This is a genomic window from Serratia sp. 1D1416, from assembly GCF_003641105.1.
Taxonomy (GTDB): Bacteria; Pseudomonadota; Gammaproteobacteria; order Enterobacterales; family Enterobacteriaceae; genus Serratia; species Serratia ficaria.
In genome coordinates, this window is the sequence record NZ_CP032738.1 from 4,049,816 (window position 1) to 4,064,172 (window position 14,357).

Genomic DNA, 14,357 nt, shown 5'->3' on the forward strand with positions numbered 1-14,357 from the left:
GGCGTTACGGCCGCTGCAGGAAAGCCACCAGCCGCTGCGCCGGCAGCGGCAACTGCGCCAGCTTGCGCACCGCGATCGACAGCCGGCGCGTGGCCCAGTCGTCTTCCAGCGCGATAACCTGCTGCCGAATGCCCGGCAGTTGCCGGGCCAGCTCTTCGGGCACCACGGCGATGCCGGCGCCGCGCATGACCATGCGGCAAATCACCTCAAAGCTGCCGGCCTGCGCCCGCAGCCGCATTGAGCCGCCGCTGCGCATGGCCAACTGCTCCAGATGCCGCTGCAGCGCGCTGTCCGCGGATAAACCGATGAATTCATAACGCAGGCTTTCCGCAAAGCCGACGCTGGCGCGGCCGCACAGGTCATGGCCCGGCGGCAGCGCCAGCACCAGGCGGTCGGCCCGAAACGGATAACTTTCCAACCCGCGCAGGTCGGCGTGATCGGCAACGATGCCGATATCCGCCGTTTGTTCGACCAGCGCCTGGGCGATGGCGGTGCTGGGCAGCTCCTCCAGCGCAATGTCGGTATAGGGGTGTTGCACCAGGAAGTCCGCCAGCAGCTCCGGCAGGAAGGCCTCGGCGGCGACAGTGTTGGCGATTATGCGCAGCCGGCTGCGTTGTCCGGGCGCAAACTCGGCCATTTCGCCGCGCAGCCGTTCGCGCTGTCGCAGCAGCCGGCGCGCATGCGGCAGCAGCCGTTCACCGGCCGGCGTCGGCCGCACGCCGCGCGCACCGCGCGCCAGCAGTTGCACGCCCGCCTGCTGTTCCAGCCCGCGGATGCGCGCACTGGCCGAAGGCAGCGACAGACCGGTGCGTTCGGCGCCGGCGGTGATGCTGCCGGCTTCGATCACCGCCACCAGCAGCCGCAGATCGGTAAAATCAAAATGCATCCTTTTCCCTCTGTCTTTGCCACAGGCCGGCTCAGCCATTGCCGCATTGTGCGGCCGGCCAGGGCTGCGCACAATCAGGCCACTGATTCGCAATGAAGGAATGATAGACGCATGACGCCAACGTTACCTGAAGTTTTCGCCCTGGCGGGTATCTTTGTCCTTGCGGGCGCGGTAAAAGGCGCGATTGGCCTCGGTCTGCCCACGGTGTCGATGGGGTTGCTGAGCCTGCTGATGCCGCCGGGGCAGGCGGCGGCCTTGCTGCTGATTCCCTCGCTGATCACCAACCTGTGGCAGCTGATGTGCGGGCCGCAGTGGCGGGCGCTGTGCCGCAGGCTGTGGTTGATGATGCTGTCGATCGCCGCAGGCACCTTGGTGAGCGCCGGAACGCTTTCCGGCGGCGGCCATTGGGCGCCGTTGGCGCTGGGTATTTGCCTTATCCTTTACGCGCTGCTGGGATCCAGCCGTTTTGACTGGCGCGCAGCACCGGCGGCCGAGCGCTGGCTGGGGCCGCTGTGTGGCTTGCTGACCGGGCTGGTGACTGGCGCCACCGGGGTATTCGTTATTCCTGCGGTGCCTTATTTGAACGCGCTGGGACTGGCGCGCGACGATCTGGTGCAGGCCCTGGGGCTGTCGTTTACCGTTTCCACGCTGGCGTTGGCGGCGGGGCTGGCGTGGCACCAGGCGTTGCCGGGGGCGGCGCTGGGCAGCTCATTGCTGGCGCTGGTACCGGCGTTGGCCGGCATGTGGCTGGGGAGCATCGCGCGCCGCCATTGCCGCCCGCAGCTGTTTCGCCGCCTTTTCTTTATCGGGTTATTCATCCTGGGCGTTGAGCTTGCCTGGCGTTCAATTAGCTAAATCGATAGCATCTACATGTAATTAGAGTAGGTATATTATTCTGGGTTTTATTCCAATATGATGGGTTGCTATATTGAAAATACGCTTTTATTGTTTTATTGCATTAATGAGTGCAAGAAAGTGATGGACTATTGTCAGTATGTTTTACTTTTGCCGTCACAGGGATTTCCAAAAAAACACAATAAATCCATGGAATAATATTGATGGAGTGAATTTTAAACGGCCAATTGGCTGCGGTGTCGGGTGGCTGGCAGGATCGGGATAGGCCAGAAAATTCGTGCTTTTATGGAGTATGCGATGAATAGATATGTTGTTTTTATAAAGAGTGGCGCTTCCAGGGTGGTGAAAAAAGAAGGGGTTACACGGGAGGTAATCAAGGAGCTGAAGCTGCAGGGGTTTAGAAAGCACCCTGTGGAAGTGGAGGCTGAAAATGAAAATCAAGCCGTTGATATACTGAATGAAAATAGCAATGCTTATTTGGGCTCGTTAAAGGATTTTTCCGGTGACGCATTACTCTGTTCTATTTGTGTTATTGTTATGGCAATAGTCTTTTTTTTCGGCTAAGCCGTAATCTAAAAGCAAGTCATTATAATTTTATGATGGCTTAAGTGGTTGTTGAATGTTTGAGTTTAATTTATAAACTTCAGGTGATCATTGGCTTGAAATATAGTTGATTTCGTATGGCTTGGTGATTTAACCCTAAGTGGCCATTTTTAATGCGGCCTGGTCTTCGTGGTTGTCTGTTTTTTCTGGCGCATTGAAAAACGAAAGTATGGTTATATTATTATGTTCCGCGTGTCGGCAGGCATAGTCGCTACAATAACATGCCTTTATGTTGCGCCATGTTGGTGTATCCGTGCGGGGAAAGGAAAATAACCGCCGGTTTATAAACCGGCCTTAAGGTGTCATTGCCATGACAGGACGTCCGCCGCAGCTTTACCGTGAGGGATATTTCGCTGCACAGGCCAGCAATGCCGAAGGCGAGGTGATTATTCCCCCCAGCCTCAGCTTAACCGCCTACGCCTGCGCCAGCGTGGCGCTGTTGCTGGCCATCGCGGCGTTCCTGCTGCTGGGCCAGTACACCCGCAAGGCGCGGCTGGAGGGGGTGGTGATGCCTTCTACCGGGCTGATCAAGGTGATGGCCCGCAGCGGCGGGCAGGTTAGCGCCGGGCTGGCGGCGGAGGGCGAGTCGGTAAAGGCCGGCCAGCCGCTGTATCGTCTCAGCGGCGAGCATTTCAACGGGCGCGGCGCGGGCGCGCTGGCCGCTGTCTCGGCATCGTTAAACCAGCAATACCGGATGCTGGAGCAGCAGCAGGCGCAGGAGCGTTCCGCCGGCGCCTCGCAGCAGGCCGGCATTCGGCGCCGTATGTCGCAGCTGGAAGACGAGTTGGGCAGCGCCGCTTCCGCCTTGGCGCTGTCGCAACAACAGGCGAAGCTGTCGCGTTCGGTGATGGACCGCTACCGGCTGCTGAGTGCCAAAAAGTACGTTTCCGCGATCGAACTGCAGCAAAAACGGATCGAACTCTCCGCCGCGCTGGAGCGGGTGGAAATCCAGCGGCAGGTACAGCTGCGGCTAAGACGCGATCTCTCCGCCGCGGCTTCGGAGCTGCAGGCAATGCGAGAACAGCTGCAGGGGCGGGATGCCGAACTGGCGCGCCAGCTGCACGGCCTGCACCAGCAGCAGATTGAACTGGCCGCCCAGGCGGAAAATACCCTGACCGCGCCGGTGGACGGGCAGATAGTTGCGGTGCTGGCCCGCGTCGGGCAAACGGTCAAACAGCACGATGCCTTATTGATGATGGTCGCTGAAGGTGCGCGTCTGCAGGTGGAGCTTTATGCGCCGAGCAAGGCGGCGGGATTTATCAAACCGCAGCAGCGCGTCGGCCTGCGATTCGCCGCGTTTCCCTACGAAAAGTTTGGCGTGCAGTACGGCCATATCCAGGCCATCACTCGCGCCAGCCTGAGCGCGGCCGACGCCATGCCGCAAAACCCGATGGTTTGGAAAGAAAACGAAGGGCACTACCGGGTAACGGTGGCGCTCGATAAAACCGCCATTACCGCCTATGGCCGCCAGGAGCCGCTGCGCATCGGTATGGCGGTGGCGGCGGACGTCGAGCTGGACAGCCGCCGCCTGTATGAATGGCTATTGGAACCCTTGTGGAGCCTGAAGGGGAGAATGTGATGCGCCACGACAAGGAAAGTCTTAACTGGGCATGGCGCAAGCGCCTGCCGCTGATCCGCCAGACCGAAGCGGCGGAGTGCGGCGTGGCCTGCCTGGCGATGATTGCCGGCTGGTACGGGCACCGGGTCGATTTAGCCACGCTGCGCCAGCAGCTTAACGCCTCGCAGCTCGGCATGACCTTTACGCAGCTGACCGGCTGCGCCGAACGGCTGAACCTGGCCGGCCGCGCGGTGCGGCTGGAGCTGGAGGAACTGCGGCTGCTGGCGACGCCCTGCATTCTGTATTGGGACATGAACCATTTTGTGGTGCTGAAGCGGGTGCGCGGCACCCGCATCGAGCTGCACGATCCGGCCCGCGGCCTGGTGAAAATGAGCCTGCGGGAGGCGAACCGTCATTTTACCGGCGTGGCGCTGGAGCTGACGCCCACCCACCAATTCGACATCCGCGATCGCCGGCGAAAGGTTCGCCTGACGGCGTTGATCGGCCAAACTCAGGGGCTGAAGGCGGCGCTGGCGAGGATTTTCTGTTTTGCGCTGGCGCTGGAGGCGTTCGCGCTGCTTGGCCCGTTGATCAACCAACTGGTGATCGACGAAGTGCTGGTAGCGCTCGACGCCAATCTGCTGAGCCTGATCGTCATCGCCATGCTGCTGCTGGCGGTGATGCAGATGCTGTTGGAGCTGGCGCGCCAGTGGGCGACCCTCAGCATGGCGGTCAATTTCAACCTGCAGTGGACGGCCAACGTTTTTCATCACTTGCTGCGTTTGCCGATCGGCTGGTTCGAGGCGCGCAATATGGGCGACATCAGCGCCAAGTTCGACGCCGTCGACACCATCCAGGAAACCCTCACCACCACGCTGCTGGAGGCCTTTCTCGATCTGCTGCTGGTGGTCGGCACGCTGAGCATGATGCTGTTATACAGCGCGAAGCTTACCGCCATCGCGCTGGGGGCCGCCCTGATTTACGGTCTGCTGCGGCTATGCTGGTTCAGCACGCTGCGCAAGGCGGCGGAAGACAGCTGGAGCGCCGATACCCAGGAGTCGAGTCACTTTCTGGAAAGCCTGCGCGGGGTGCTGAGCCTGCGGGTGAACGGGGCGCTGGCGCGGCGGGAATCGGCGTGGCGCAACCTGAACGTCGCCCGGCGCAACGCCCACCTGCGCGAAAGCAAACTGATGATGGTGTATGGCATCATGCATACCTCGTTCGGCAGCCTGGTGGGCGCAGCGGTGCTGTGGCAGGGCGCCGGCGCGGTGCTGGCCGGGCAGTTTTCGGTGGGCATGCTGGTGGCTTACCTGTCTTTTCAGGGGCGATTTTCCGCCAGCATCAACGGGCTGATAGACAACGTGTTCGCCTATCGGATGCTCGACGTCTACAACCAGCGGCTGGCCGATATCGTGCTGACCGCCCGCGAGGATGCGGCGGCGGGCGGGGATGAGCGCGCGCCCGCGCCCTCGGCCGACCGCGCCGTTTTGCGGCTGGATCGGGTGAGTTTCAGCTATGCCGCGGGGGAGCGGGAGATCCTGTCGCAGGTCTCGCTGCAGGTCATGCCCGGCGAGGTGGTGGCGCTGGTGGGGCCGTCCGGCGGCGGAAAAACCACGCTGGCCAAGCTGGTGCTGGGGCTCTACCGGCCTACCGCCGGCGTGCTGAGCCTGTTGGGGGTGGCGCATCATCAGCCGGGCTATCCGGCGCTGCGGCGGGAGATCGGCGTGGTGCTGCAGGAAGACCAGCTGTTTCGCGGTTCGATAGCCGACAACCTGACCCTGTTCGCGCCGCAGGCAGACATGGCGCTGCTTGCCGAATGCGCACGCCTGGCGCAGCTGAGCGATGAGATCGCGCGGCTGCCGATGGGCTATCAAACTTTGGTCGGCGAGATGGGCGGCACCCTGTCCGCCGGCCAAAAGCAGCGGCTGTTGCTGGCGCGGGCGCTTTACAAGCGGCCGAAGCTGCTGCTCCTGGACGAAGCGACCAGCCATCTGGACGTGGCCAATGAAATGCGGGTCAGCGCCGCATTGCGCCAGCTTGGCCTGCCGATTTTACTGATCGCCCACCGGCCGGAAACCATCGCCTCTGCCGACCGGGTTATCGAACTGCGCGCGGGGCGGATTGCATAACCGCACGGCAGGCTCAGGCCAGCGGCCCGCCCAAAATGGTTTCCTGCATGCCGGCGAGAATGCGTTCGCCGGTTTCGGTTTTCAGTTCTTCATACCAGCTGCGGGTGATCGCCATTTCTTTGCCGTGCGTCACGTCGCAGCGCTTGCGCGCTTTCAGCACCAGATCCTTCACCCGATAGCTGCGTTTATCCTGGTAGCGCAGCAGGGCGTCTTCAATGCCCAGCGAGTTGGTCTGCAGCGCGATCGCCAGCACTACCGCATCTTCCATCGCCGCGCAGCCGCCCTGGCCGATATCCGGGGTGGTGCTGTGACCGGCGTCGCCCAACAGCGCCACGCGGCCGCGCACCAGCTGTTCGAAGGGCTCGATATCGTGGATCTCAATGCGGTTGACGCTGGCGGGATCGAGCGCCGCGATCAGCTTCTGCACCGGGTCGGCCCAGCCGGCGAAGTAGCGCTGCAGGTCGGCGCGCACCGTGCTGCGGTCTTCCGCCAGCCCGGTCGGCAACGGCACATCGAAGAAGAAATAAAAACGGTTGTCGGCCACCGGCATCAGCGATACCCGCTTGCCTTCGCCGACAAAGGTGGTCCACTGGTCGGCCGGCGCGATGGATTCGTCGATGGTCACCAGCCCGTTCCAGTTGACATAGCCGGCGTAGCGGCGCTCCACCGCGTGGCCCAGCACGTAAGGGCGCACCGCCGAGTGGGTGCCGTCGGCGGCGATCAGGAAATCGCCGCTGGCCTGGCTGCCGTCTTCAAACCAGGCGGTCACGCCGTCCGGCGTTTCTTCTATGCCGCACACCCGTTTGCCGAAACGTACCCGGTCACGGCCGTAGGTATCCAGCAGCATGGCCTGCAGCTCGGCGCGGGCCACCGGGTAGGGGCGTTCGCCGACGCCGGCGATCAGCGGATCCAGGCTGAAACGCGTCAGGGTCCGGCCGTGCAGGTATTCCTGATAAGCCATGTAGCGCATCGGGCCGCCCAGCCGGCGCAGCGGCTCTTTCATGCCCAGGTAGTTCAGGCACTTCACGCCGTTCGGCCAGATGGAAATGGCCGCGCCAACCGGCCGAATGTCCTTCACCGCCTCATACACTTCGCTGTCGATACCGGCCCGCTGCAGGGCGATGGCGGCACACAGGCCGCCGATGCCGCCGCCAATGACGATTGCTTTCATTTGGTTGTTCTCCTGATGGCTATTACCGGAAGCAGCAATTTCCGTACCAACCTGCCGGCGCGGCGGCGGGCGGGGTGAAGGCGGCGGGCTGACGCAAATTGGTGCAACCGCTGAGCCGTGACGGGGCAAGGTTATTTTTCTCGCCGCCCGCGGCTTTCAATTTACGGCGCGCGGCATTGCGCGATATTCTGGCGCCATACTGGGTCATGCCTGAGGAGGGAACCATGACAGACAGCCATGCGTTTGAACGACAGGGCCTGGAGAATCTGCTGGGCTACTGGCGGCGACACCGCCGCCTGCCGGGCGCGCGTTATCCGGCCGGCCCGACCGACAGCCTGAGCGACGTGGCCGGGGTGAGCGTGGGGCATCATACCCTGAACGAAGGCGACTGCCAGACCGGGGTCACCGCCATCATGCCGCCGGGTGAGCTGTTCGGCCAGCCGCTGCCCTGCGGCAGCGCCGTGCTCAACGGCTTCGCCAAGCCGCTGGGGCTGGTGCAGCTCAATGAGCTGGGGGTGCTGCAAACGCCGATCCTGCTGAGCAATACCTTCGCCGTCGGCACGCTGTTCAACGCCATGGTGCGGCGCAGCTGCCAACGTTATCCGCAGATTGGCCGCGGCGGCGCCACCCTCAATCCGCTGGTGCTGGAGTGCAACGACGGTTATTTGAACGACATTCAGGCCATGGCGGTGCGCGAAGAGCACGTGTTCAGCGCGCTGGATAATCTCTCGAGCCGTTTTGATCGCGGCAGCGTCGGCGCCGGGCGCGGCATGAGCAGTTTTGGCCTGAAGGGCGGCATCGGCACCGCCTCGCGCTACTGCCCGGGCCTGGGGGCGACGCTGGGGGTGCTGGTGCTGGCCAACTTCGGCACCCTCGACTCGCTCACGCTGAGCGGCGTGCGGGTGGGGCCGGCGCTGGCCGCCGAGTTGGCGGATCCGCCGCCGCAGGTGGACGCCGGGTCGATCATCATCATTATCGCCTGCGATCGGGTGCTGGACAGCCGGCAACTGGGCCGCATCGCCAAGCGCGCCGGCGCGGGGCTGGGCCGGGTCGGCAGCCATTGGGGGCACGGCTCCGGCGATATCGCGCTGGCGTTTTCCACCCGGCTGCAGGGCGCGGCGCTGCCGGATGAACGGCTGGAGCCGCTGTTCGCCGCCGCCGCGGACGCCACCGAATATGCGGTGCTGGACGCGCTGCTGAGCGCCGAGAGCGTCAGCGGTTTCCAGCAGCATTCGCGCGCGGCGTTGGGGCCGCTGCTCGATCGTTTGGCCGATTGCGGCCCGCATTAACCGGCGCCGGATCGCTTCGACGACGATCCGGCACAGCACGATCCCACAACGGAAAATTCCCTCCTGACATTAATCTGCCTGAATAATAGGCTACGCTAACTATTAACCTGTTGCTCAATGTTCACCCGCGAGCGCAGCCGACGATTCCCATAAAAAAATGATTCTCGCCGTACGCATTGACGCAGTGCGGCATTTTGGAGCTATGAGCAATGACAATATCGCAAGTCCCGCTTTCGCGGCGGCGGTTTATCGTCGGCGCCGGAGCGTTGGTGATCGGCGCGTATCTGCCGTCCACCGGCGCGCTGGCCAGAACGAGCGCCGCAGCTGCGCCAGGCGCCCCGGCGCTGGACGCCAACGCCTTCGTGCAGGTCGGCGCCGACGGCATCGTCACCGTGATCAGTAAACACACCGAAGTGGGCCAGGGGGTCTACACCGGCATGGCGACGCTGGTCGCCGAAGAGCTCGACGCCGACTGGGCGCAGGTGCGCGTCGTCGCCGCGCCGGTGGACACCAGCGTCTACAAGAACCTGTCGTTCGGCTTCCAGGGCACCGGCGGCTCCAGTTCGGTGGCCAACGCCTATGAGCAGATGCGCCGCATGGGCGCCATGGCGCGCGCGCTGCTGGTGCAGGCCGCCGCGCAAAGTTGGAAAACCTCGGCGCAGGAAATCACCGTGCAGGCGGGCAGGATCCGCCACGCCGCCAGCGGCCGGGAAGCGGGCTTCGGCGAATTCGCCGCGCTGGCCGCCACGCTGCCGCCGCCCGATCCCGCCAGCCTGCCGCTGAAGGACCCGGCCAATTTCACCCTGATCGGCAAGGCCGGCGGGCTGCACCGCGTCGACTCGCTGGCGAAAACCAACGGCAGCGCGCAGTTCTCGCAGGACATCCACGAGCCGGGCATGCTGACCGTCACCATCAAGAAATCGCCGCGTTTTGGCGGCCGGGTGGCGTCGTTTGACGCCAGCCGCGCGCTGGCGGTGCCGGGCGTGGTGGCGGTGAAGCAGACCGACACCGGGGTGGCGGTGTACGCCAAAAATACCTGGGCGGCGATCCAGGGCCGCGATCGGCTGCGGGTGGAGTGGGATGACGCGCAGGCCGAGCGGCGCAACACCGGGGAAATCTACGCCGAGTTCCGCCGGGTGGCGCAAAAAACCGGCGTGCTGGCGAAGAGCCATGGCAAACCGGACGAGATCTTCGATAAGGCCGACAGGGTGATCGAAGCCGAATATACCTTCCCGTATGTGGCGCATGCGCCGATGGAGCCGCTGGACGGTTACCTGTTCTGGGACGGCGAAAGCGTCAGGGCGCGCTACGGCTGCCAGATCCAGACTCTCGACCACAAGCAGCTGTGCGATCTGTTCCAGCTGCCGCCGGAAAAAGTGCAAATCGACACCATTCTGGCCGGCGGCAGCTTCGGCCGACGCATCGATCTGGGCAACCCGACGCTGGGGCCGGATCTGGCGGCGGACATGGCGGCGGCGGCCAAGGCTATCGGCCCCGGGCACGGGGTGAAGGTGGTATGGACGCGCGAGGACGACATCCGCAACGGCTGGTACCGGCCGATGATCCTGCACCGGCTGCGCGGCGCCATTCGCGGCGGCAAAGTGGTGGGCTGGACCGATACCGTGGTGGGGCATTCCTGGACGCTCAACAGTGCGATGACCGCGCTGGTGGTCAACGGCCTCGATCTGATGATGGTCGAGGGCGCCAGCGAGCTGCCTTATACCTTCGAAGCCTTCCGTTGCGACGCGCACATCGTGCCGGGCAAGGTGCCGACCACCTCGCTGCGTTCCGTCGCCAGCACCCATACCGGCCATGCGGTGGAGAGCTTCATCGATCAGCTGCTGCAGGAGACCGGGCAGGATCCGGTCGAGGGTCGGCTGGCGCTGATGGGCGACGCGCCGCGCGAAGCCGGGGTATTGCGGGCGGTGGCCAAGGCCGCCAACTGGCAGGGCGCCAGGGTAGTGGACGGCCGCGCGCGCGGGGTGGGCGTCGCCAAGGCGTTCGACACCCGGGTGGCGCAGATAGCGGAAGTGTCTATCGGCGAAGGCGGCATTCCGCGGGTGCACAAGGTGTGGTGCGCGGTGGACTGCGGCGTGGCGGTGAATCCCGACGTGATCCGCGCGCAGATTGAAGGCGGCATCGGCTACGGCCTGAGCATGGCGCTGTACGGCAACATCACGCTGAAAGACGGGGTGATCGAGCAATCCAACTTCAACGATTTCCGCCCGCTGCGCATCGATGAAATGCCGGAGATCGAGGTGATTATCGTGCCCTCGAGCGAGAAGCCGACCGGGGTCGGCGAACTGGGCGTGCCGACCATCGCGCCGGCGGTCGGCAATGCGCTGGCGCTGCTCGGGCGGCCGCGCACCTCGCTCAGCCTGCCGTTACATCAACCCAACCGCGACGCCGGCGTCTGACAAGGAGAGAACCGCATGATGACCTTAACCGTAAACGACCAGCCGCTGAGCTTCGACGGCGATCCCCATATGCCGCTGCTGTGGTTCTTGCGCGATGAAGCCGGGCTGACCGGCACCAAATTCGGCTGCGGCATCGCCATGTGCGGCGCCTGCACCGTGCATCTGGACGGGGTGCCGGTGCGCTCGTGCATGACGCCGGTTTCCGCCGCGGTCGGCAAGAAAATCACCACCATCGAAGCCATAGGCGCAACGCCGGCGGGCAAGGCGGTGCAGGAGGCCTGGGTCGATCTGGACGTGGTGCAGTGCGGCTACTGTCAGTCCGGACAGATCATGAGCGCCAGCGCGCTGCTGGCGCAAAGCAAAAATCCGAGCGATGCGGACATTGACGCGGCGATGAGCGGCAACGTGTGCCGCTGCGCGACCTACGTGCGCATTCGCGCCGCCATCCATCAGGCCGCCAAGGCGCTGGACTAGGGAGAGATGCGATGAGCAACGCCTTGAAAGGGCTGTTATGGCTGATTGTCGCGGTGGTGGTGATCGCGGGCGGTTATGCGCTCTACACCCTGCTGCGGCCGACCGGCCCGGAGCCTGCGGCGCCGATCGCCGGCGCGCCGGCCGGCATTACCGATAAGCTGGCGCGCGGCGAATACCTGGCGCGCGCCGCCGACTGCGTGGCCTGCCACACCGCACCGGGCGGCACGCCGTTTGCCGGCGGCTTCGCCTTCAAGCTGCCGTTCGGCACGATCTACGGCACCAACATCACCGCCGACCCGGAGACCGGCATCGGCAACTGGAGCGACGAGCAGTTCGTGCGTGCGGTGCGCGAGGGGGTTGGCCCGCAGGGCAACCTGTACCCGGCGATGCCTTACACGTCGTATACCGGCCTGAGCCGCGACGACGTGCTGGCGATCAAGGCCTATCTGTTCAGCCTGCCGCCGGTGAAACAGGCCAATCCGCACAACGATCTGCCGTTCCCGTTCAACCAGCGTTGGGGCATGAAGTTCTGGAACCTGGCGTTCTTCGATGAAAAACGCTTCGAACCGGATCTCAACAAGGATGAACAGTGGAATCGCGGCGCCTATCTGGCGACGGCGCTGGGCCACTGCAGCGAATGCCACACGCCGCGCAACCTGGCGTTTGGCATCAACCAGAGCAAGCACCTCAGCGGCGAGGTGATCCAGGGCTGGTTCGCCGCCAACATCACCCCGGACAAACAGACCGGCATCGGCGGCTGGAGCGAACAGCAGCTGTCGCAGTATTTGGCGACCGGGCATGCCGAAGGGCGCAGCAGCGCCGCCGGGCCGATGGCGGAAGCGGTGGAGAACAGCCTGCAGTTCCTGACGCCGGAGGATAACCTGGCGCTGGTGAAATACCTGCGCGATATCGAACCGATCGCCGGCGACAGCGCCGCCGCGGTCAACCTGCAGCCGAAGGGCGCCCTGGGCTCCAGCCCGGTGTTGCCGGGCGGGCAGGATCGGTCTCTCGGCCGCCGGCTGTTCGCCGGAGACTGCAGCGGCTGCCACCAGTGGAACGGCCCGGGCCGCCAGAGCAAATATGCGTCGCTGGTCGGCAGCACCGCGGTGAACGATCCGCAGGGCCGCAGCGTGGTGCAGGCCATTCTCAAAGGCACGCGCATCAGCATTGGCGAACAGCATGAGGTGATGCCGCAGTTCGGCAACGCTTACTCTGACGAGGAAGTGGCGGCGGTCGCCAACTTTGTGGTCGGCCACTTTGGCGACAAGCAGGGGACGGTCACCGCCGGGCAGGTGGCTGAACAGCGCAAACAGTAACGGCACGGCGAGGGGGCGGCAGGCCCCCTCGCCAGCGGGATCAGCTGCGACGTCGCGACATCACCAGCTTGTCTTTCGGCCGATCCCGCCAGTCGTCAGGCCGATTGTTGAAGTTGTCCGCCAGCAGATAGGCCGGGGTTTTCGCCAGCCAGTCGGATAACGAGATGTCCTGGTAAATGCCGTTATCCAACACGATCAGCACTTTCAGATCCTCATCGCCGATATTCTCGATATAATGCCCGAAGCCCTGCGGCACATAGCCGACGTCGGTTGGCGCATATTCCTCGGTCTGCACATGGCCGTGCGAACTGAATACCGTCATGCGGCCCTTGCCGGAAATATAATATTGCCATTCGTTGGCGTTCGGGTGCCAGTGCAATTCACGCACCGCGCCGGGCTTAACGATTTCGATAATGCCGGTGATGGTGGTGGAAATCGGGAATTCCTTCGAAGAAACCAAATGCACGCTGCCGGCGTCATTTTCAAAGAAGGGCTTTTTCTTCATTAATTCATAGCGGCGAGTCAGCGGGGAATTATTCAGGCCGCCGTCGTTGGCGGGCAGCGGCAATGCAGGCGGCACCGCGCCGCCGACAATATAGGCCTCGCCCTGTTTGGCTTTGGAAAATACCGCCGCCGGCATGTTCACGCTTTTTTCCAATACCTCTTTCGGCATATGCGCCACCCAATCGGTAATGCTGAAGGTGCCGAATTCAGAGAAGTGGCCGTTATCGAAGGTCAGGACGAAATGCGCGCCGTCCGCCAACGCCTGGATGGAGTGGCCATAGCCCTTGGGGAAGTACCAGACGTCGCCGGGGCCGAAATCCGCCACCTCGCAGTTGCCCTGCGGATCGATAATGGTGATGCGCGCGTGCCCCTCCAGCATAAATGCCCATTCGGCGGCGATGGCGTGCCAGTGCAACTCGCGCACGCCGCCCGGCTCCAGCGTCATGTCTACGCCGGCTACGCCCTCGGAGATCGGAAATTGCTCGACGGTGGCCTCGCGCGCCCAGCCGCTGGGCAGGCTGCGTTTTTTGCTGTCGGTGAACTTGTATTTATAGAGATGCTGCGCATCGGCAGGCGGCTGATAGCCGCTGGGGGGCACGATATTGCGATGGTCGTCGGCGGCGGCGGATTTAATCATGCTGCCCATAACGCCTGCGGCCGCCGCGCTCACGGCGGAGACCTTTAATATATCACGACGCGATAACATATCTCTTTTCTCCAGTATAATACCGAACGTCCGCCAAAGGCAGACGGCAGGGACGGTTTGATTTTAATTAAAATGATTTTCGTTACCGACACTCATGGCGGCGACCATTAAATCCTAGTGATTAATTTTTATCTCGGCAGATTTTATTTGTTTGCTTTCGTTGCTGGTTTAACGATGGTTTAATTATTGGCTGGAATTTAAATTAATCACGGCGATCAATTAAAATAATCGCCATTAAAAATAAATGAACAATCAACGCAGCTCATTTTTATGCGGTGCGGTGGTTATTTTTATTGTTATATTTTTCGGTTGGCAATAGGGCATTGCGCCAAAACGGGGCGCGCGGCCACATTGCAGTGCGTTTTCGTTAAAGCGTGATGACATTCACAAAGCTGGCTTAAGGCTATTGCTGAATATTGGCGAGTATGGCGATACTTTTGCCGCGGCCA

General features: G+C 63.1%; 11 protein-coding genes. 8 read left to right on the forward strand and 3 right to left on the reverse strand.

Annotation, left to right across the window (positions count from 1 at the left end; all coding sequences use genetic code 11):
* Positions 1-4: 4 nt before the first annotated feature.
* Positions 5-886, reverse strand: coding sequence for a LysR family transcriptional regulator (locus D7I37_RS19610; RefSeq protein ID WP_061795655.1), 882 nt, complete (start codon positions 884-886; stop codon positions 5-7).
* A gap of 111 nt (positions 887-997) precedes the next feature.
* Here D7I37_RS19610 and D7I37_RS19615 point away from each other — a divergent pair, with 111 nt between their 5' ends.
* The 4 genes from D7I37_RS19615 to D7I37_RS19630 all read left to right on the forward strand — a co-directional run bounded on the left by D7I37_RS19615 (position 998) and on the right by D7I37_RS19630 (position 6,031).
* Positions 998-1,741, forward strand: coding sequence for a sulfite exporter TauE/SafE family protein (locus tag D7I37_RS19615; RefSeq protein WP_095097387.1), 744 nt, complete (start codon positions 998-1,000; stop codon positions 1,739-1,741).
* A 297-nt stretch (positions 1,742-2,038) separates the two neighbouring features.
* The gene (locus D7I37_RS19620; protein WP_129544199.1) at positions 2,039-2,305 is read left to right on the forward strand and encodes a hypothetical protein; all 267 of its coding nucleotides are present in this window, start codon (positions 2,039-2,041) and stop codon (positions 2,303-2,305) included.
* A 349-nt stretch (positions 2,306-2,654) separates the two neighbouring features.
* Complete coding sequence (locus tag D7I37_RS19625) at positions 2,655-3,923, forward strand: HlyD family secretion protein (RefSeq protein WP_061795657.1); 1,269 nt, start codon at positions 2,655-2,657, stop codon at positions 3,921-3,923.
* The gene (locus D7I37_RS19630) at positions 3,923-6,031 is read left to right on the forward strand and encodes a peptidase domain-containing ABC transporter (RefSeq protein ID WP_129544200.1); all 2,109 of its coding nucleotides are present in this window, start codon (positions 3,923-3,925) and stop codon (positions 6,029-6,031) included. Before D7I37_RS19625 ends, D7I37_RS19630 begins: the two co-directional genes overlap by 1 nt.
* Positions 6,032-6,044: 13 nt before the next feature.
* On the opposite strand, the gene hpxO is transcribed toward D7I37_RS19630, so the two are convergent.
* The gene (gene hpxO / locus D7I37_RS19635; protein ID WP_095097396.1) at positions 6,045-7,202 is read right to left on the reverse strand and encodes an FAD-dependent urate hydroxylase HpxO; all 1,158 of its coding nucleotides are present in this window, start codon (positions 7,200-7,202) and stop codon (positions 6,045-6,047) included.
* 224 nt (positions 7,203-7,426) lie between these two features.
* On the opposite strand from hpxO, the gene D7I37_RS19640 reads away from it, so the two are divergent.
* The 4 genes from D7I37_RS19640 (at position 7,427) to D7I37_RS19655 (ending at position 12,698) form a co-directional block, all read left to right on the forward strand.
* Positions 7,427-8,491, forward strand: a complete 1,065-nt coding sequence (locus D7I37_RS19640; protein ID WP_129544201.1) for a P1 family peptidase — start codon at positions 7,427-7,429, stop codon at positions 8,489-8,491.
* Positions 8,492-8,700: 209 nt separating this feature from the next.
* Complete coding sequence (locus D7I37_RS19645) at positions 8,701-10,908, forward strand: molybdopterin cofactor-binding domain-containing protein (RefSeq protein WP_095097402.1); 2,208 nt, start codon at positions 8,701-8,703, stop codon at positions 10,906-10,908.
* Positions 10,909-10,923: 15 nt separating this feature from the next.
* Entirely contained in the window at positions 10,924-11,382 is a 459-nt protein-coding gene (locus D7I37_RS19650; protein ID WP_061795662.1) for a (2Fe-2S)-binding protein, read from the forward strand.
* A gap of 11 nt (positions 11,383-11,393) precedes the next feature.
* Positions 11,394-12,698 carry a cytochrome c gene (locus D7I37_RS19655; RefSeq protein WP_095097405.1) on the forward strand — a complete coding sequence of 435 codons (1,305 nt, stop codon included), beginning with the start codon at positions 11,394-11,396 and terminating at the stop codon, positions 12,696-12,698.
* Between the two features lie 40 nt (positions 12,699-12,738).
* On the opposite strand, the gene D7I37_RS19660 is transcribed toward D7I37_RS19655, so the two are convergent.
* Positions 12,739-13,908, reverse strand: coding sequence for a cupin domain-containing protein (locus D7I37_RS19660; RefSeq protein WP_129544202.1), 1,170 nt, complete (start codon positions 13,906-13,908; stop codon positions 12,739-12,741).
* Positions 13,909-14,357 lie beyond the last annotated feature (449 nt).

Bases quoted from the DNA above. Each gene is read 5' to 3' on its own strand.
- D7I37_RS19630 (WP_129544200.1), top strand. From the start codon at position 3,923: ATGCGCCACGACAAGGAAAGTCTTAACTGGGCATGGCGCAAGCGCCTG.
- D7I37_RS19620 (WP_129544199.1), top strand. From the start codon at position 2,039: ATGAATAGATATGTTGTTTTTATAAAGAGTGGCGCTTCCAGGGTGGTG.
- D7I37_RS19660 (WP_129544202.1), bottom strand. From the start codon at position 13,908: ATGTTATCGCGTCGTGATATATTAAAGGTCTCCGCCGTGAGCGCGGCG.
- D7I37_RS19645 (WP_095097402.1), top strand. From the start codon at position 8,701: ATGACAATATCGCAAGTCCCGCTTTCGCGGCGGCGGTTTATCGTCGGC.
- D7I37_RS19625 (WP_061795657.1), top strand. From the start codon at position 2,655: ATGACAGGACGTCCGCCGCAGCTTTACCGTGAGGGATATTTCGCTGCA.
- D7I37_RS19610 (WP_061795655.1), bottom strand. From the start codon at position 886: ATGCATTTTGATTTTACCGATCTGCGGCTGCTGGTGGCGGTGATCGAA.
- D7I37_RS19655 (WP_095097405.1), top strand. From the start codon at position 11,394: ATGAGCAACGCCTTGAAAGGGCTGTTATGGCTGATTGTCGCGGTGGTG.
- D7I37_RS19640 (WP_129544201.1), top strand. From the start codon at position 7,427: ATGACAGACAGCCATGCGTTTGAACGACAGGGCCTGGAGAATCTGCTG.
- D7I37_RS19650 (WP_061795662.1), top strand. From the start codon at position 10,924: ATGATGACCTTAACCGTAAACGACCAGCCGCTGAGCTTCGACGGCGAT.
- D7I37_RS19615 (WP_095097387.1), top strand. From the start codon at position 998: ATGACGCCAACGTTACCTGAAGTTTTCGCCCTGGCGGGTATCTTTGTC.
- hpxO (WP_095097396.1), bottom strand. From the start codon at position 7,202: ATGAAAGCAATCGTCATTGGCGGCGGCATCGGCGGCCTGTGTGCCGCC.